Genomic DNA, 16054 nt, shown 5'->3' with positions numbered 1-16054 from the left:
CCTGCTGCCTTCATCGCCCATCCGTGACCACCAGATTCATCGCCCGCGTCATCAGTGCGACGAGCCGGCTTTCCTCCACGCGCGCGGCGGGGTTGTTCCAGCTTCCGCTGACGGCGTACCAGGTGCCGTTCTGCGCCTGGGCCAGCAGGTTCATGGCGATCACGCCGGGCTCGCTGCCGCCCTTATAGCCCAGATAGCGCCAGCGTCTGGCGTCGGCGGGAGGGATGCCGGGGTTGACCGCCAGGATCGGCAACGCATCGCCGCCATGCCGGCGCAGCCAGTCGAGCAGCGCGATCATGTCCCTTGGCGATGCGAACCATTCGATGCTGTCGATCGCGGTCGGGACTTCGGCGACACTGCCGACATCGACCCGGTCGGCGGTGAGGCGCGCGACGGCATCGCGCAGCAGGGCGCGGCGATCCGACAGCGTGGCGGCCGCGTAACGCTGGCGCAGGTCGGTATTGGCGGGCATTTTGAGCGCAAAGGCTTCGGCGGTGCCGAGCAACGGCAGCGCCCTGTCCGCATCGGCATGGCCGGTCGCGGCGAGCATAGCATCGATCCTGTCCCGCCCCAGCGCGGCGAGCAGCGTGTCGCTGGCGCTGTTGTCGCTTTCGGCGATCATCGCGGTGGCGAGGCTGTGGAGCGTCATCGGCGCGCGGTCGGGCCAGTGCATCAGCCGGCCGGAAAAGCTTTTGGGGCCAAGCGGGACGACGTCGCCCCAGCGCCGTTCCTGCGCCCCGGCGGCGCGGGCGAGTTCGGCGAGGATATAGAGTTTGAAGCTGGAGCCGGTCGCCATCGGTGCATCGGCATGGTGGGCGCGCAGCCATTGCGGGCCGGCGTCGGTCAGCTTCGCGATGGCGAAGGCGCTGCGGCCGGGCAGGGCAGCCATGTCGGCCATTACCTTGTCGAAACTGTCCTGCGCCGTCTTTGCGCCGACGATATGCAGGCCCACGACCCGATTGGGCGCTTGCGGCGCGACCACCAGCGAGAAGCCGACGGTTGCGCGTTCGTAGCGGATTTCGACCTGTCCGGCGGTGTCGCTGGTCTGGCTCACCGCGCCAAGCGCGACCGGCGCGCCATGTTGCGCGCGCAGGTCGGCGGCGATGGCGCGCCAGCGATCGACCGGCACCGCGTCGAGGAAAAGGGATGAGAAGAAGCCCTCCTCGCCACCGGGAGCGGAGAGGAGGCGCAGCAACTCGGTCGCGCGGGACTGGTAGGCGGGGGAGGGGGCTGCGCGGGAAGGGGTAGGGAAGAAAGCCATGGCCAGCAAGGATAGCAGAAGACCATGCCAGACCCGCTTCGGGTGGAGCGCTCCCATCCTCATGCGTCGATGGCGTCCTCGTCCACGGCCGCCGCATTTTCCTGGATGAAGGCGAAGCGGTGGGCGGGATTGGTGCCCATCAGCCGATCGACCAGATCGCGCACCTGCGCCCGGTCCTCGACATCGTCGGGCAGGGTGATGCGGATCAGCATCCGCGTCTTGGGGTCCATGGTGGTTTCGCGCAACTGCATCGGGTTCATTTCGCCCAACCCCTTGAAGCGGCTGACCTCGACCTTCTTGCCCTTGAATTCCCTGGCCATCAATTCTTCGCGATGGGCGTCATCCTTGGCATAGAGGCTCTTGCCGCCCGCGACGAGGCGGTAGAGCGGCGGCTGCGCCAGGTAGAGATGCCCGCGCCGCACCAGTTCGGGCATTTCCTGGAAGAAGAAGGTCATCAGCAGCGTCGCGATATGCGCGCCGTCGACGTCGGCGTCGGTCATGATGACGATGCGTTCGTAGCGCAGATTGTCGGGGTTGCAATCCTTGCGCGTGCCGCAGCCCAGCGCCAGGATCATGTCGGCAATCTCCTGATTGGCCAGGATCTTGGCATTGTTGGCGGACGCGACGTTCAATATCTTGCCGCGCAGGGGCAGGATCGCCTGTGTCTTGCGGTCGCGCGCCTGTTTGGCGGAGCCGCCGGCGCTGTCACCTTCGACCAGAAAGATTTCAGCGCCTTCCGGGTCGTCGTTCGAACAGTCGGTCAGCTTGCCGGGCAGGCGCAATTTGCGGCTGTTGGTCGCGGTCTTGCGCTTGACTTCCTTCTCCTGCTTGCGCTTCAGGCGCTCGTCCATCCGGTCGAGCACATAGGCAAGCAGCGCCTTGCCCCGGTCCATATGGTCGGTCAGATAGTGATCGAAATGGTCGCGCACGGCGTTTTCGACCAGCCGCGCGGCGTCGGGGCTGGTCAGGCGATCCTTGGTCTGGCTCTGGAACTGGGGTTCGCGGATAAATACCGACAGCATGATTTCCGATGAGGTCATGATGTCGTCGGCGGTGATATCCTTCGCCTTCTTCTGCCCCACCAGTTCGCCAAAGGCGCGGATGCCCTTCACCAGAGCGGCGCGCAGCCCCGCTTCATGGGTGCCGCCATCGGGGGTCGGGATGGTGTTGCAATACCAGCTATAGCTGCCGTCGGACCAGAGCGGCCAGGCGACCGCCCATTCGACCCGGCCGGCGGTGCCGGGAAAATCCTGATTGCCCGCAAAGAAGATGCTGGTGGCGCATTCGCGCGTCCCCACCTGTTCCTTCAGATGATCGGCCAGGCCGCCGGGGAACTGGAACACCGCTTCGGCCGGGGTGTCGTCACTGATCAGTGCGGGGTCGCATTTCCAGCGGATTTCGACGCCGGCGAACAGATAGGCCTTCGACCGGGCGAGGCGGTGGAGGCGCGCGGGCTTGAACTTCTGCTCCCCGAAAATCTCCGTATCGGGCACGAAGCTGACCAGCGTGCCGCGCCGGTTGGGGGCGGCGCCAACCTTTTCCAGGGACGTAACAGGCAACCCTTGCGAAAATTTCTGGCGGAACAATTCCTTGTTGCGCGCGACCTCCACCACCGTATCGGTGGACAGGGCATTGACCACACTGATGCCTACGCCATGCAGGCCGCCGGATGTGGCATAGGCCTTGCCCTCGAACTTGCCGCCCGAATGAAGTGTGGTCAAAATCACTTCCAACGCCGACTTGCCGGGAAATTTGGGGTGAGGATCGACCGGGATACCCCGGCCATTGTCGGTGATGGTCAGCTTGTTGCCCGCTTCCAGCGTCACCTCGATCCGGGTGGCGTGCCCGGCCACCGCCTCGTCCATGCTGTTGTCCAACACTTCGGATGCCAGATGATGCAATGCGCGCTCGTCGGTGCCGCCGATATACATGCCGGGCCGACGACGCACCGGCTCCAGTCCTTCCAGCACCTCGATGGTGGAGGCGTCATATTGGGCCGTTTCGGGGGTGTTGGCGGCGAACAGGTCTTGGGACATGGGACAAGCTATAAGCGGGCGCGCAGCAGGTGCAAGCGTCGTGCCGCAGCAGCCGGAAACGATATGTCACATAAGGACAGGAAACAAAGTCGCCGGGACAGACGTTAGCGGGCTGACCACAGAGATGGCACTTCTGTACCAGGCAAGGAGACACTGCATGAAATTAATCGCGATCGCGCCGCTTGGCGCCACCCTGGCGTTCGTCCTGGCGGCGCCGGCCATCGCCCAGGATAATGGCCCTGTTGACTGGACCGGCCCCTATATTGGGGGTTCCTTCGGCTATAACTGGCAGAAGAAAGATGGGGCGGAGCATCTGCGTTTCGATACGGACGGGGATGGCGAATATAAGGATGTCGTGCGTTTGCCGTCCGGCGATGATGCGTTCTCGCGGGGGACATGTGGGGGCGCCGCTCGCGGCCGCAACCGCACCGATGGCTGCAATGGCGACAAGGATGCGATCGGCTGGATGGGGCATATCGGCTATGACCAGCAGTTCGGCAACATCGTCGCGGGTGTCGTGGCCGAAGCGGGCAAGGCCTATATCAGCGACAGCGTCAGCGAATTTTCAACGACGCCAGCCTTCTACACCATGACGCGGCGGATCAATTACAACGCCAATCTGCGCGCGCGGCTTGGTGTCACCACGGATAGCGGCATCATGCCCTATATCACCGGCGGTCTGGCCTATGCCAAGGTGAAGAACAGCTTCGCCACCAGCAACGGGGCCAACAGCTTCACCGCCTTTGATCGCAAGGAAGATGGCTGGGGCTGGACCATGGGCGGCGGCCTGGAGGCCAAGGTGTCGAAGAATTTCTCGATCGGCGCACGCTATCTGTGGACCCGCTATAATGTCGGCGACTATCGCGTCGATGTGGGCGCGGGCACTGCACCGGCGAACAATCCCTTCCGCATCACCCCGTCGGGTGGCGCCAGCATCAATCGGGGCGACAAGTTCGACACGCAGAGCGTGATGGTGACGACCAGCTTCCGCTTCTGATCATGCAATAAAAGGAAAGGGCCGGTTCCTGTTGGGGAACCGGCCCTTTTTTCATACCCGTTGCCGGCTGATCGGTACAGGCGTCTTACCGGACCCTGGGGCCGCCGAAGGGCAGCGGCGGGGGCGGGCGGCGGGTGCCGCGCGGCAGTTGCGCCTGATAGGCGCGGCCGCAATGTTCGACGCAATAGGGGAAGCCGGGGTTCACCTGCTCGCCGCAGAAATGGAAGTCCGGTTCGCCCGGATGGCCCATCGGCCATTTGCAGATCCGCTCGGTCAGGTCGAGCAGGCTGGTCTTGCCCGCGATTTCGGCGCTGGGCTTGGCGGGGACGAGCCGGCGGGGCGGGGCGGGCGGAATCGGCGCCTGCTGATCACCCGGACCCTGGCGCAGGAAACCGCCGGGACCGACCGAGATGATGCGCGGCTGGGGCGTGGGCGTCGGCGCGTCGTCGCTGGCCGGGGCGGCCGCCGGCGCGGCGGGTGCGGTCGGCGCAGGCGCGGGTGCGCGCGACGGGGCCGGCGCGGGCGCAACCGGGGCGGCGACTGTGCGGGGCGCTTCCACCTCTGGCGCGGGCTTGCGGACCGGCGGCGGCGGCGCGGCGGCAGCGGTCTTGCGCGGCGCTTCGTTCGCCTTCACCGGCGAGGGGCGGGATTGCAGGCCCAGGCGATGGGCCTTGCCGATCACCGCATTGCGGCTGACGCCACCCAGTTCATCGGCGATCTGGCTGGCGGTCAGGCCGCGCTCCCACATCCCCTTGAGCTGGTCGATACGCTCGTCGGTCCAGGACAATGAAAAACTCCTCACAAATCTCGTCTGGCTTCCTATATGGGAAGCATGCTGCACAGGTTCAAATCCCTGGACCTGACCCCTTGCAGCACAGCATAGCAGCCGATAGTCGATCCACCCATGAACGACCAGTCCAAAATTCATGCCGCCACGGCGTCGCCTTTCCCCGAACCGGGGGTGCCCCAAATCCGCAATGTGAACTGGGCCGGCACCCGCGCGCTCTATGCCAAGGAAGTGCGCCGGTTCATGAAGGTGCAGCTTCAGACTGTGTGGGGACCGGCGATCACCACTCTGCTGTTCCTGGTCATCTTCATCGTCGCGCTGGGCGGCAGCGGGCGGACCGTCATGCTGCGCGGGCAGGCGGTTCCGTTTGCCGATTTCGTTGCGCCGGGCCTCATCATCATGGGCATGATCAACGCCTGTTTCGCCAATGCCAGCTTCCCGCTGATGGTGGGCAAGGTGCAGGGCACGCTGGTCGATTATCTGATGCCGCCGATTTCGGTGGGCGAATTGCTGGGTGCGCTGGTCGCCTCATCCGTGACGCGCGCCCTGTTCGTGGGGGCGGCTCTGTGGATCGCCATGGCGCTGTGGCCGGGCGTGCATGTGACGCCGGCGCATCTGTGGGCGGTGCTGTGGTTCGGCCTGATCGGCACCAGCTTCATCGCCTTCCTGGGCGTGCTGACATCGATCTGGGCGGACAAGTTCGACCATAACGCGGCCGTGACCAATTTCGTGATCGGGCCGCTGGCGCTGTTGTCGGGCACCTTCTATTCGATCGAGCGGCTGCCGCCCTTCTTCCAGGGGATCAGCCATGCCAACCCCTTCTTCTACATCATTTCCGGCTTTCGCTACGGCTTCGTCGCGGCGGCGGACACCAATGTCGTGGTGGGCAGTTGCGTGCTGCTGGGGCTGAACCTGCTGCTGGGTGGCCTCTGCTACACGCTGCTCAAGCGCGGCTGGAAGATCAAGGCCTGACTCCTCATACGAAGGCGGCGAAGAGGGGAACGGCGATCCCCATGACGAACAGCGTGGCTGCTGCGATCAGCCAATGATGCCAGCGCGGAAGGGCGTCATCATCGGACCGCCCTTCCACCCAGGGCCAGTTCAATTGCCGGTGCCGCCCACGCGGCTGACGGTGAAGCCCGCTTCGGTGGCTTCGGCAACGGGATAGATGTTGCGCAGGTCGACCAGCACCGGCTGGACCATCGACGCGGCCAGACGCTTGAGGTCGAGCGCACGGAAGGCGTCCCATTCGGTGACGAGCACCAGCGCGTCGGCGCCGGCGGCCGCTTCATAGGCGTCCCTCACCATCGTCACGCCCGGCATCATCGGCGCGGCCACGTCCATGCCTTCGGGATCATAGGCGACGACCTTCGCGCCCGCATCCTCCAGCGCCAGCACGATCGCCAGGCTGGGTGCGTCGCGCATGTCGTCGGTGTTGGGCTTGAAGGTCAGGCCCAGCAGCGCGACCGTTTTCCCGCGCGCGTCGCCGCCCAGCGCCTTGACGATCTTGCGGCCCATCGCCCGCTTGCGCAGGTCGTTGACCTGCACCACCGTTTCGACGATGCGGATCGGCGTGTCATAATCCTGGCCGGTCTTGACCAGCGCCAGCGTATCCTTGGGGAAGCAGGAGCCGCCATAGCCGGGGCCGGCGTGCAGGAATTTGCTGCCGATGCGGTTGTCGAGGCCGATGCCGCGCGACACGTCCTGCACTTCCGCGCCGACCGCTTCGCACAGGTCCGCCATTTCGTTGATGAAGGTGATCTTGGTCGCGAGGAAAGCGTTGGCGGCATATTTGATGAGTTCGGCCGTACGGCGGCCGGTGAACATCAACGGCGCCTGGTTCAGGCTGAGCGGGCGATAGATTTGCCGCATCACCGCAATCGCGCGGTCGGAGCCGGTGGTGCCGACGACGACGCGGTCGGGCCGCTTGAAATCGCCGATGGCCGCGCCTTCGCGCAGAAATTCGGGATTGGACACCACCTGGATGTCGAGATCGGGCTTCAGGTCGCGGGCGATCCGCTCCACCTCGTCGCCGGTGCCGACCGGGACGGTGGATTTGGTGACGATGACTGCCGGCGCGTCCAGCGCTTCCACGATTTCGGTGGCGGCGGCATAGACATAGGAGAGGTCCGCATGGCCATCGCCCCGGCGCGATGGTGTGCCTACGGCGATGAAGATGGCGTCCGCGCCCTTGACCCCGGCGGCGAGATCGGTGGTGAAGGTCAGGCGTCCGGCGGCGGCGTTGCTGCCGACCAATTGGTCCAGCCCCGGTTCGAAGATCGGCATCTTGCCGGATTCGATCGCCGCGATCTTGTCCGCATCCTTGTCCACGCAAACCACGTCATGGCCAAAATCGGCGAAACAGGCGCCCGACACCAGGCCGACATAACCAGTGCCGATCATCGTGATCTTCATAAAAACTGCATCGCCTTACGACAGGATGGTGGGAATGGCCGGCCTCTAGCATAGCGGCACGTTATTGCAAAACATCGCACGGTGGGGACTGTCGTTCAGCCGATGGTTACGTTTTTCTGCCATGCGCGGCGGGACGCAAGCGAGCGAAGGATGAATATGAAGGTTGCCCTGGTGTTCGGGACGCGCCCCGAAGCGATCAAGATGTTTCCGGTGGTCCACGCCCTGCGCGCGCGACCCGGCATCGATACGCGCGTGATCGTGACGGCGCAGCATCGCGGCCTGCTGGACCAGGTGCTGGAGATTGCGGGGATCGTGCCGGACATCGATCTGGACGTGATGGTCCCCAACCAGACGCTGGACGGGCTGACGGCCAAGCTGATCGTGGAGTTGGGTAAGGCCTTCGACGCGGAAAAGCCCGACCGTATCGTCGTGCATGGCGACACGCTGACCACCATGGTCGCCAGCCTGGCGGCCTATTATCGCAAGATCCCGGTCGCCCATGTCGAGGCGGGATTGCGCAGCGGCGACATCCACCATCCCTGGCCGGAGGAGGTGAACCGGCGCGTCGTCGCCTGCATCGCCGACATGAATTTCGCCCCGACCCAGGCGGCGGCCGACGCGCTGACGCAGGAAAATCGCGATCCGGCCAGCATCCACATCACCGGCAACACCGTGATCGACGCCCTGCTGGCGACGCGCGAGCGTGTGCTCGCCGATCCGGCACTGGCGCGCGGGCTGGACGATCTGGCCGCGCGTTTCGCGGGCAGGCGGATCGTTGCCGTCACCAGCCACAGGCGCGAGAATTTCGGCGGCGGCATGGAGGCGATCGCGCGCTCCATCGCGGACATCGCCGCGCGGCCGGACGTGGCGGTGATCTTCCCCGTGCATCCCAATCCCAATGTCCGCCCGGTCATGGATGCGGTGCTGGGGGATCTGCCCAATGTCGCGATGATCGAACCGCTCGACTATCCCCATTTCGTGCGGTTGCTCGATATGTGCCATCTCGTCCTGACCGACAGCGGCGGGGTGCAGGAGGAAGCGCCATCGTTGGGCAAGCCGGTGCTGGTGATGCGCGAAACGACCGAACGGCCCGAAGGCGTGGATGCCGGTACGGCGCGGCTGGTCGGTGCCGACCGAACGCGGATCGTGCGCGAAGTGCTGGCGCTGCTGGACGATAGGGCGGCCTATGACGCGATGGCGCGGGCGCATAATCCCTTTGGCGATGGCCATGCGGCCGAGCGGATCGCGGCGGTGATCGCGGGCGACTGAGCGATTGCACAAGAAAGCGGGCGACGAAAGCGTGCGTGCCTGCTATCAGGCCGCATCGCCGCGACCCTGCATGCAAGCATCCGCCCCGACCGAGAGACGATCGCGCTCCCGCTTGCCCAGCACGGAGCCGTTTCCCATGCATCATTCCCTTTGCCTGTGCCTGCCCGCCATCCGGGCCGTCCGCGCATGAGCCGCGCGATCAATGTCACCGCGTCGGTGGCCGATGTCACGGCGCTGTGCGCCCGTCACACCATCGCTATCTCCACGATCGAGGCGTTGCCGGCGGGCGGCACGCGGGTTGTGCTGCTCAACCCGATCGGCGCCGAACGCATGCGCGAATTGATGAAGACAAAGATCATCACGAAGCCCGTTGCGCGTTCATCCGCCTATATCGCCCGTCAGCCACAGCCGCGTTACCGCTGAGGCATAAGGACGGCAGAAATCGGTCGATCAAAGGCCTTAAGGCGGGCGTCGTTACCGAAATCTTCAGCATTGTCGGGCAGAAAAGCGGCGAAAATCACCGTTGAAGGATCATTGCGCCCCATGCCCGTCGATGCCAAGCAGAAGGTTTCCGTCATCGGCCTCGGCTATATCGGCCTGCCGACCGCTGCCCTTATCGCCCGCGGCGGCGCGCAGGTGGTGGGCGTGGACGTGTCCGCCCATGTGGTCGAAACCGTCAATTCCGGCCGCGTCCATATCGAGGAAGTCGATCTTGACGGCCTTGTCCAGGGCGTCGTCGCGCGGGGCAATCTGCGCGCCAGCCTGACGGTCGAGGACAGCGATGTGTTCATCATCGCCGTGCCGACCCCGGTGGCGGAGGATCGCGCGCCCGACATCAGCTATGTCCTCAAGGCCGCGCGCACCGTCGCCCCGGTGTTGAAAAATGGCGACACGGTCATCCTCGAATCCACCTCGCCCGTCGGTACGACCGAAGCGATGCGCGACCTCTTCGCGCAGTTGCGTCCCGACCTTAAAATGCCGGGCAAGGGCGTCGCCGGCGACATCGCCATCGCCTATTGCCCGGAGCGGGTGTTGCCCGGCCGCATCCTCGTCGAACTGATCGACAATGATCGCTGCATTGGCGGCATCACGCCCCGTTGCGCGCGCAAGGCGCTCGGTTTCTATCGCCAGTTCGTGCGCGGCGCGTGCATCACCACCACCGCCCGCGCGGCCGAAATGGTGAAGCTCGTCGAAAACAGTTTCCGTGACGTGAACATCGCCTTCGCCAATGAACTGTCGGTGATCGCGGAAAATATGGACATCGACGTGTGGGAGGTGATCCGCCTCGCCAACCGCCATCCGCGCGTCAACATCCTGTCGCCCGGTCCGGGCGTGGGCGGCCATTGCATCGCTGTCGACCCGTGGTTCATCGTCCATGGCGACCCGGACAATGCCCGCATCATCCGCACCGCGCGCGAAGTGAATGACGGCAAGACCGACTATGTCGTGGCGAAGGCATCCGACATGATCGACGCCTTCGCCGGCGAAGACGTCGCCTGTCTGGGCCTCGCCTTCAAGGCAAATATCGATGATTTCCGGGAAAGCCCGGCGGTGAAGGTCGCCGCGCGCCTCGCCCGTCGCTATGGTCGGCGGATCAAGCTGGTCGAACCTTATGCCCATGACCTTCCGATGGAATTTGCCGGCACCGGGGCTGAACTGATCGATCTCGATACGGCTCTGGAACAATGTGGCGTGTTCGTCATTCTTGTCGATCATGACATGTTCAAATCCGTCCCCGTCGATGAACGCGCCGGCAAGGCGGTCTATGACACGCGCGGCATCTGGCCCGACCAGCCGCGCCGCCTGGTGCAGCCAACGTCCGACCGCCTCGCGGTCTGATCGGGCACAGGGCCATGCGGCCTGTCCCGTGCGCGGTTGCCATCGGGGTGTCGCGCCGTTAACCCCCCGCCTCGAACGGACCATGACGAGGCGGGAGCGCGGATGAGGCGGCGGAAGAACAATATTCGACCGATGCTGGCGCTTGCGGCCTGCGCGTTGCTGGGGGCCTGTGCGACTGTCGAGGACGTGCCGCGTGGCGATGCGGCCTATGCCGCGATCCCGGTCGCGCCTGCCATCGGCATGGATTATCGCATCGCCGCCGATGATGTGTTGCGCATCCAGGTCTATCACGAACCCGGCCTGTCGCTGGAGGATGCGCAGGTCAGCGCCGCCGGCATGGTCAGGATGCCGCTGATCGGCGACGTGTCGGTTGCGGGCCTGACGGCGGGCGAGGCTGCCGATGCCATCGCGGGGCGGCTGGGTGAACGCTATCTGGTCTCGCCACAGGTCACATTGTTCGTCAAGAAAGCGGTCGGCCGCCGCGTCACGCTGGATGGCGAAGTGCGGGAACCCGGCCTCTATCCGGTCGAGGGGCGATTGAGCCTGCTCCAGGCGGTGGCCCTGGCCAAAGGGCCGACCCGGCTGGCCGGCCTTGACCAGGTGCTGGTCGTGCGTCAGTTGGACGGGCAGCGACAGGCGGCCTTGTTCGATCTCGCCGCGATCCGCCGGGGTGCTGCGCCCGATCCTGAAATATTGCCGGGCGATCGGGTGATCGTCGGCCTGTCGCGCGCCAAGGCGATCATGGGCGGCGCATTGCTGGCCATTCCGGCGCTGGCGACCGGCTTTATCGCGCTGGACGGGGACAAGTGATGGACGTGCCGTTCCTTGTGCCGGACGAGGCGGATGGCTGGAGCGCGCGCATCGCCAATCGCGCGCGCCATGGCTGGCTGGTGCTGCGGCGTCATCGCATCATCCTGTTCGTCACCATGGCGCTCTGCCTGCTGGCCGGCACGCTATCCATCCTGATGTCCACGCCGGATTATCGCGCCACCGCCTCGGTCGAAGTGGAGGATGTGCCGGCCGGAGCAGCCGGTGCAGGTGCCGCCGCGCAGCGGTCCAGCGCGCCGGGCGACACCGAATCCATGATGCAAACCGAACTGGAGGTGCTGCGCAGCCATGCCTTGGCGGAGGATGTCGCGCGCGACCTGGCCCTGGTCGGCACGCCGACCTTCTTCGACGGCATGGGCGTGCCGCGCCCGAAGGAAGGCGTGGGCAGCCTGTCGCAGCGGCAGGTGGAACAGGATCTGGTCGTGCGCCTGCTGCGCGACAATCTGGAAGTCGAACTGCCCGGCAAGTCGCGTGTGCTGCGCATCAGCTTCGTCAGCGCCGATCCGGTCCTGTCGGCGCGGGTCGCCAACAGCTACGCCGACAGCCTGATCCGCGCTGACCTCAGGCGTGGATTTGAATCGGGGGTGCAGGCGCGCCGTTTCCTGCTGGGTGAACTGGATAGCGCGCGCAAGGATCTGGGCCGGGCCGAGCGTGACATGGCGGTCTATGCCGCGCGTGTGGGCGGCCAGTCGCCCGATGGCGAACGGCAGGGCGGCTCCACCGCGCCAGACGGATCGGTCGCGGCGCGCCTGGCCCAGCTCAACGCCTTCCGCGCGCAGGCGGTGTCTGACCGGATCGCCGCGCAGAAGCGTTGGGAAAGCGCGCGTCGCGCCAGTGTCGACACGCTGCCCGAAGTGCTGGGCAATGGCGCCATGCAGCAGATTATGGCCGACCGGGCGCAGGCGCGGGCCGCAATCGCGGAGGAACGGCAATTCCGCAAGGACGCCCATCCCGAAATGCGGGAGGCACGGGCGAAGCTGGCGGCGCTGGACGATCAGGCCGACGGCATGGCGAACGCCATCCGTGCGTCGATGCGCGAACAATATGATGTCGCGGTGCGCGGCGAACAGCAAATCGCGCGCGAGATCGCCGATCTGGAGCAGCAGGCGCGGGTGGAGCAGGGGCGCGATGTCCAACTGGGCATCATGGAACGTTCGGTCGATACCTATCGCATGCTGCATGACAGCCTGCTCCAGCGTTATCGCGACATGGCCTCGCAGGCCGGTTTCCAGGCCGGACGGATACAGCCGCTCGACCGCGCGGCGGTGCCGACCCGGCCCTTCTCGCCCCGAATCGGCGAAACGTTGTTGCTGGCGGCACTGGGCGGTCTGGCGCTGGGGCTGTTGCTGGTCACGGCGCGACATATATTCGACGACGCAGTGACTTCGGCCGATACGCTGGCGGAGCGTATCGGCCTGCCGTTGCTGGGCGCGGTGCCGGTGACGGGCGACAACCCGCAGCCGGCCGAAATCTTCACCCCGATCGCGCGTTCCCTGCTTCTCGCCTCGGCGGGCGGCCTGCCGCGCTCCATCCTTGTCACCAGCGCGCAGGAAGGAGAGGGCAAGTCGCTGACCCTTCATGCGCTGGCGCTGGCGTTGGGGCGGCTGGGCAAAAGCGTGCTGGTGATCGACGCCGACATGCGCCGCCCGGTGCAGCACCGGCTGTTCCGCCTGTCGCCCGACCGGGGCATCAGCGAAGTGCTGACCGGCCAGGCGAAGGCGCCCGAAGTGATACTCGACAGCGGCGTGCCGGGCATATCGTTGCTGCCCTGCGGCGCGGTGCCGCCCAATCCGTCCGAATTGCTGGCGACTTCCGCGCTCGATGCGCTGCTGGCGGCGGTCGGCGACAGCTATGACACGCTGCTGATCGACGCGCCGCCAATCCTGGGCATGGGCGACGCACCCTTGCTGGCGGCCAAGGTGCAGGCGAGCCTGCTGGTGGTCGAATGGGGCCGTAACCATCATGGCGGCCTGCGCGCCGCCGTGGACCGTCTGCGGCGCGCAGGCGGCGGCCTCATCGGCGCCATCCTGACCAAGCAGCAGGGCCGGGCCGTCGAATATGATTATCACCGTGGCGGGTGAAATTCGGCGCTTTCTGCCCGGCGAGCGGTGGAAAGATGCCCGAAAGGCCACATCTTTGCACGAAAGAGGAAGCATTTCCTGATCTGGCCGTTCCAATTGCACCCCCGCGCATATTGCTCTATGGGCGTCCCCAAGCATCCCCGGCACCCGCTGATCCTTTCCGATTCGCGTTTGCCGGGGCGCATTGTTTTTGAAGAAAAAAGACAGGAACGCGCATGGCCCGTCGCCGCCAGATCTACGAAGGCAAGGCAAAGATCCTCTATGAAGGCCCGGAACCCGGCACGATCATCCAATATTTCAAGGATGACGCCACTGCCTTCAACGCGCAGAAGAAGGGCACGATTTCCGGCAAGGGCGTGCTGAACAACCGGATTTCCGAGCATATCTTCACCCTGCTTGGGCAGATCGGCGTGCCGACCCATTTCATCCGCCGCCTCAACATGCGCGAACAGCTCGTCCGCCAGGTGGAGATCGTGCCGATCGAGGTCGTGGTGCGCAACGTCGCCGCCGGATCGCTCAGCAAGAAGCTGGGGATCGAGGAAGGCACGCAACTGCCCCGCACGCTGATCGAATATTGCTACAAGGACGATGCGCTGGGCGACCCGCTGATTTCCGAAGAGCATATCGCCTGCTTCGGCTGGGCGACGCAGGAAGAGATGCACGACATCGCCGACATGGCGATCCGCATCAACGATTTCATGTGTGGCCTGTTCGCGGGTATCGGTATCCGCCTCATCGACTTCAAGCTGGAATTCGGCCGGCTGTATGACGGCGAATATAGCCGCATCATCCTGGCCGACGAAATCAGCCCCGATGGTTGCCGCCTGTGGGACATGGCGACCAACGAAAAGCTGGACAAGGATCGTTTCCGCCGTGACCTTGGTGGCGAAGTCGAAGCCTATCAGGAGGTTGCGCGCCGTCTTGGCCTGCTGCCCGAAGGACTGGACACCACCGTCCTCGACCTCGACACCCATCGCAAGAAGCGTGAGAAGGACTGAAGGCAAAGGGCCGGCCACAAGCGCCGGCCTTTTTTATGCCATCGACGCATCGGCGATCAGCTTGAGACCGAGCAGGATCATCAGCGCGTAGATCAGCGTGTAGAAGCGCGCAGGATCGACCCGGCGCACCAGCGACACCCCGGCGAAGGTCGCGGCAATCGCCACCGGCGCCAGCAGCGCCGTCGCCCTCAGATTGTCTGTCGTGAACTGGCCGAGCGCGGCATAGGCCGGCACCTTGATCCAGTTGATCGCGGCAAAGGTCAGCGCGGTCGTTCCCACCAATATGTCGCGCGGCAGTTTCCTGGGCAGCACCCACATCTGGAACGGGGGTGATCCGGCATGGGCGATATGGCTGGTAAAGCCGGTGGCGATGCCGAACAGGAATCCGACCCAGCCGGGCGAATCGGACGGCAGCACCACCGCTCTGCCCCGCTCGACCCACAGCCGTTGCCGGCCGAACAGCACCGAAATCGCGCCCAGCACGCCCAGCACAGCGACCTCCGACACCTGGGTCGCGAACAGCCAGCCAAGGCCGATGCCGACCGCCGCGCCGGGGATCATGACTTTCAGCACATGTCCGTCCCAGCTATGACGGAAGGCCCAGACGCTGACGGCATCCTGCAGGATCAGGATGGGTAGCAGGATCGCCGCGCCGCGCACCGGATCGACCCCCAGTGCCATCACCGGCATGGCGAGCGCGCCGACGCCCGCAAAGCCGCCCTTGGCCAGGCCAGACAGGATGACGGCGATGACCGCGCAGGCGAGATAGAGGGGATCGAGGTGCATTGGAACCGCTTAGGGGATAGGCGGACGAGTGGAAATGGAGGATTTTGAGCGCGTGGCGAACGAATGCTTTCTCTATCCGTCATGCCAGTAAAGGCTGGCATCTCTCTTTTCTTTCAAGTGCTTCGTCAGAAGAACTGAGATCCCGGCCTATGCCGGGATGATGATAGTTGGGAGCAATGAATGCTTGCCAGCCGCCCTTCACCGATGCGCGCGATAGCCGATCATCAGGCCGAAGCTGAAGGTCGCGAGCAGGGCGAGCTGCACCTTGCCATGGGGGTCGTCATAGCCCACGATCTGTTGCCCCCAGGCAAACAGCCCGACAAACATTGCCAGCGCCAGTCCGGACATCGTCCACTTCCCCCAAATTCGTTTAGTAACGATAGCGCAATGGTCGCTAACAAAATCATAATGGCTTGCCTCTGCGCGTTGCCGCGCCTAGGGGGTGCGGCAACCCCGTTTCCCGCGCACACGGCGCGGCACTTTGTCGATTCCAAGGAGTCCGCGCCCCATGAAAGCCCGCATCTTCGTCACCCTCAAGGGCGGTGTCCTCGATCCGCAGGGCCGGGCGATCCAGCACGCGCTTGAAGGTCTGGGTTTTGCCGGCGTCAACGACGTGCGCGCCGGCAAACTCATCGAACTGGACCTGGCCGATGGCACCAGCGATGACGATATCGATGCCATGTGCCGCAAGCTGCTGGCCAATACGGTGATCGAAAACTACCGCATCGAAAAGGTGGCCTAAAAGGATATGCTTGCC

16 protein-coding genes are annotated in these 16054 nt (G+C 65.1%); 9 read left to right on the top strand and 7 right to left on the bottom strand.

Annotation, left to right across the window (positions count from 1 at the left end; all coding sequences use genetic code 11):
- Window positions 1-10: 10 nt before the first annotated feature.
- Together Q4610_RS01145 and parE are read right to left on the bottom strand one after the other, a co-directional pair.
- Window positions 11-1324, bottom strand: coding sequence for a serine hydrolase (locus tag Q4610_RS01145; protein WP_304534180.1), 1314 nt, complete (start codon window positions 1322-1324; stop codon window positions 11-13).
- Window positions 1321-3297, bottom strand: coding sequence for a DNA topoisomerase IV subunit B (parE, locus tag Q4610_RS01140; protein ID WP_304534179.1), 1977 nt, complete (start codon window positions 3295-3297; stop codon window positions 1321-1323). The genes Q4610_RS01145 and parE overlap by 4 nt, the downstream gene beginning before the upstream one ends.
- A 157-nt stretch (window positions 3298-3454) precedes the next feature.
- Between parE and Q4610_RS01135 the strand changes: the two genes are divergently transcribed.
- The gene (locus Q4610_RS01135) at window positions 3455-4294 is read left to right on the top strand and encodes an outer membrane protein (protein ID WP_304534178.1); all 840 of its coding nucleotides are present in this window, start codon (window positions 3455-3457) and stop codon (window positions 4292-4294) included.
- 85 nt (window positions 4295-4379) lie between these two features.
- Here Q4610_RS01135 and Q4610_RS01130 read toward each other — a convergent pair whose 3' ends face one another.
- Window positions 4380-5081: a GcrA family cell cycle regulator gene (locus Q4610_RS01130; RefSeq protein ID WP_304534177.1), complete on the bottom strand. Its 702-nt coding sequence runs from the start codon at window positions 5079-5081 to the stop codon at window positions 4380-4382.
- Between the two features lie 117 nt (window positions 5082-5198).
- Between Q4610_RS01130 and Q4610_RS01125 the strand changes: the two genes are divergently transcribed.
- A complete protein-coding gene (locus Q4610_RS01125) occupies window positions 5199-6053 on the top strand; it encodes an ABC transporter permease (protein ID WP_304534176.1) in 855 nt (284 codons plus the stop codon).
- Window positions 6054-6057: 4 nt separating this feature from the next.
- Here Q4610_RS01125 and Q4610_RS01120 read toward each other — a convergent pair whose 3' ends face one another.
- Window positions 6058-6186 carry a hypothetical protein gene (locus Q4610_RS01120; protein WP_304534175.1) on the bottom strand — a complete coding sequence of 43 codons (129 nt, stop codon included), beginning with the start codon at window positions 6184-6186 and terminating at the stop codon, window positions 6058-6060.
- Window positions 6183-7496, bottom strand: a complete 1314-nt coding sequence (locus Q4610_RS01115; protein ID WP_304534174.1) for a UDP-glucose dehydrogenase family protein — start codon at window positions 7494-7496, stop codon at window positions 6183-6185. The genes Q4610_RS01120 and Q4610_RS01115 overlap by 4 nt, the downstream gene beginning before the upstream one ends.
- 156 nt (window positions 7497-7652) lie before the next feature.
- Here Q4610_RS01115 and wecB point away from each other — a divergent pair, with 156 nt between their 5' ends.
- From wecB to purC, 6 genes are all read left to right on the top strand, one after another.
- Window positions 7653-8765: a non-hydrolyzing UDP-N-acetylglucosamine 2-epimerase gene (gene wecB / locus Q4610_RS01110; protein WP_304534173.1), complete on the top strand. Its 1113-nt coding sequence runs from the start codon at window positions 7653-7655 to the stop codon at window positions 8763-8765.
- Window positions 8766-8951: 186 nt separating this feature from the next.
- A complete protein-coding gene (locus Q4610_RS01105; protein WP_304534172.1) occupies window positions 8952-9188 on the top strand; it encodes a hypothetical protein in 237 nt (78 codons plus the stop codon).
- Between the two features lie 120 nt (window positions 9189-9308).
- On the top strand, window positions 9309-10604 hold the full coding sequence (gene wecC, locus Q4610_RS01100; protein WP_304534171.1) for a UDP-N-acetyl-D-mannosamine dehydrogenase: 1296 nt from the start codon (window positions 9309-9311) through the stop codon (window positions 10602-10604).
- Window positions 10605-10706: 102 nt separating this feature from the next.
- Window positions 10707-11414 (top strand): polysaccharide biosynthesis/export family protein, encoded by a 708-nt coding sequence (locus Q4610_RS01095; RefSeq protein WP_304534170.1) that lies wholly within the window; start codon window positions 10707-10709, stop codon window positions 11412-11414.
- A complete protein-coding gene (locus tag Q4610_RS01090; RefSeq protein WP_304534169.1) occupies window positions 11414-13513 on the top strand; it encodes a GumC family protein in 2100 nt (699 codons plus the stop codon). The genes Q4610_RS01095 and Q4610_RS01090 overlap by 1 nt, the downstream gene beginning before the upstream one ends.
- 215 nt (window positions 13514-13728) lie before the next feature.
- Window positions 13729-14511 (top strand): phosphoribosylaminoimidazolesuccinocarboxamide synthase, encoded by a 783-nt coding sequence (gene purC / locus Q4610_RS01085; protein ID WP_304534168.1) that lies wholly within the window; start codon window positions 13729-13731, stop codon window positions 14509-14511.
- A 33-nt stretch (window positions 14512-14544) separates the two neighbouring features.
- Here purC and Q4610_RS01080 read toward each other — a convergent pair whose 3' ends face one another.
- A complete protein-coding gene (locus tag Q4610_RS01080) occupies window positions 14545-15297 on the bottom strand; it encodes a sulfite exporter TauE/SafE family protein (protein ID WP_304534167.1) in 753 nt (250 codons plus the stop codon).
- Between the two features lie 198 nt (window positions 15298-15495).
- Window positions 15496-15645, bottom strand: coding sequence for a hypothetical protein (locus tag Q4610_RS01075; protein ID WP_304534166.1), 150 nt, complete (start codon window positions 15643-15645; stop codon window positions 15496-15498).
- Between the two features lie 160 nt (window positions 15646-15805).
- On the opposite strand from Q4610_RS01075, the gene purS reads away from it, so the two are divergent.
- Window positions 15806-16039: a phosphoribosylformylglycinamidine synthase subunit PurS gene (purS, locus tag Q4610_RS01070; RefSeq protein ID WP_304534165.1), complete on the top strand. Its 234-nt coding sequence runs from the start codon at window positions 15806-15808 to the stop codon at window positions 16037-16039.
- Window positions 16040-16054 lie beyond the last annotated feature (15 nt).

The sequence above is a fragment of the Sphingobium cyanobacteriorum genome (assembly GCF_030580935.1).
Taxonomy (GTDB): Bacteria; Pseudomonadota; Alphaproteobacteria; order Sphingomonadales; family Sphingomonadaceae; genus Sphingobium; species Sphingobium cyanobacteriorum.
Note: the sequence above shows the minus strand (reverse complement) of the source record. Positions and strands in the feature narration are given on the sequence as shown.

Excerpts from the sequence above, each read along its gene's own strand:
- Q4610_RS01075 (WP_304534166.1), bottom strand. The coding sequence starts at position 15,645 with ATGTCCGGACTGGCGCTGGCAATGTTTGTCGGGCTGTTTGCCTGGGGG.
- Q4610_RS01080 (WP_304534167.1), bottom strand. The coding sequence starts at position 15,297 with ATGCACCTCGATCCCCTCTATCTCGCCTGCGCGGTCATCGCCGTCATC.
- Q4610_RS01105 (WP_304534172.1), top strand. The coding sequence starts at position 8,952 with ATGAGCCGCGCGATCAATGTCACCGCGTCGGTGGCCGATGTCACGGCG.
- purS (WP_304534165.1), top strand. The coding sequence starts at position 15,806 with ATGAAAGCCCGCATCTTCGTCACCCTCAAGGGCGGTGTCCTCGATCCG.
- wecB (WP_304534173.1), top strand. The coding sequence starts at position 7,653 with ATGAAGGTTGCCCTGGTGTTCGGGACGCGCCCCGAAGCGATCAAGATG.
- Q4610_RS01115 (WP_304534174.1), bottom strand. The coding sequence starts at position 7,496 with ATGAAGATCACGATGATCGGCACTGGTTATGTCGGCCTGGTGTCGGGC.
- parE (WP_304534179.1), bottom strand. The coding sequence starts at position 3,297 with ATGTCCCAAGACCTGTTCGCCGCCAACACCCCCGAAACGGCCCAATAT.
- Q4610_RS01135 (WP_304534178.1), top strand. The coding sequence starts at position 3,455 with ATGAAATTAATCGCGATCGCGCCGCTTGGCGCCACCCTGGCGTTCGTC.
- Q4610_RS01095 (WP_304534170.1), top strand. The coding sequence starts at position 10,707 with ATGAGGCGGCGGAAGAACAATATTCGACCGATGCTGGCGCTTGCGGCC.
- purC (WP_304534168.1), top strand. The coding sequence starts at position 13,729 with ATGGCCCGTCGCCGCCAGATCTACGAAGGCAAGGCAAAGATCCTCTAT.
- wecC (WP_304534171.1), top strand. The coding sequence starts at position 9,309 with ATGCCCGTCGATGCCAAGCAGAAGGTTTCCGTCATCGGCCTCGGCTAT.
- Q4610_RS01125 (WP_304534176.1), top strand. The coding sequence starts at position 5,199 with ATGAACGACCAGTCCAAAATTCATGCCGCCACGGCGTCGCCTTTCCCC.
- Q4610_RS01145 (WP_304534180.1), bottom strand. The coding sequence starts at position 1,324 with ATGAGGATGGGAGCGCTCCACCCGAAGCGGGTCTGGCATGGTCTTCTG.
- Q4610_RS01090 (WP_304534169.1), top strand. The coding sequence starts at position 11,414 with ATGGACGTGCCGTTCCTTGTGCCGGACGAGGCGGATGGCTGGAGCGCG.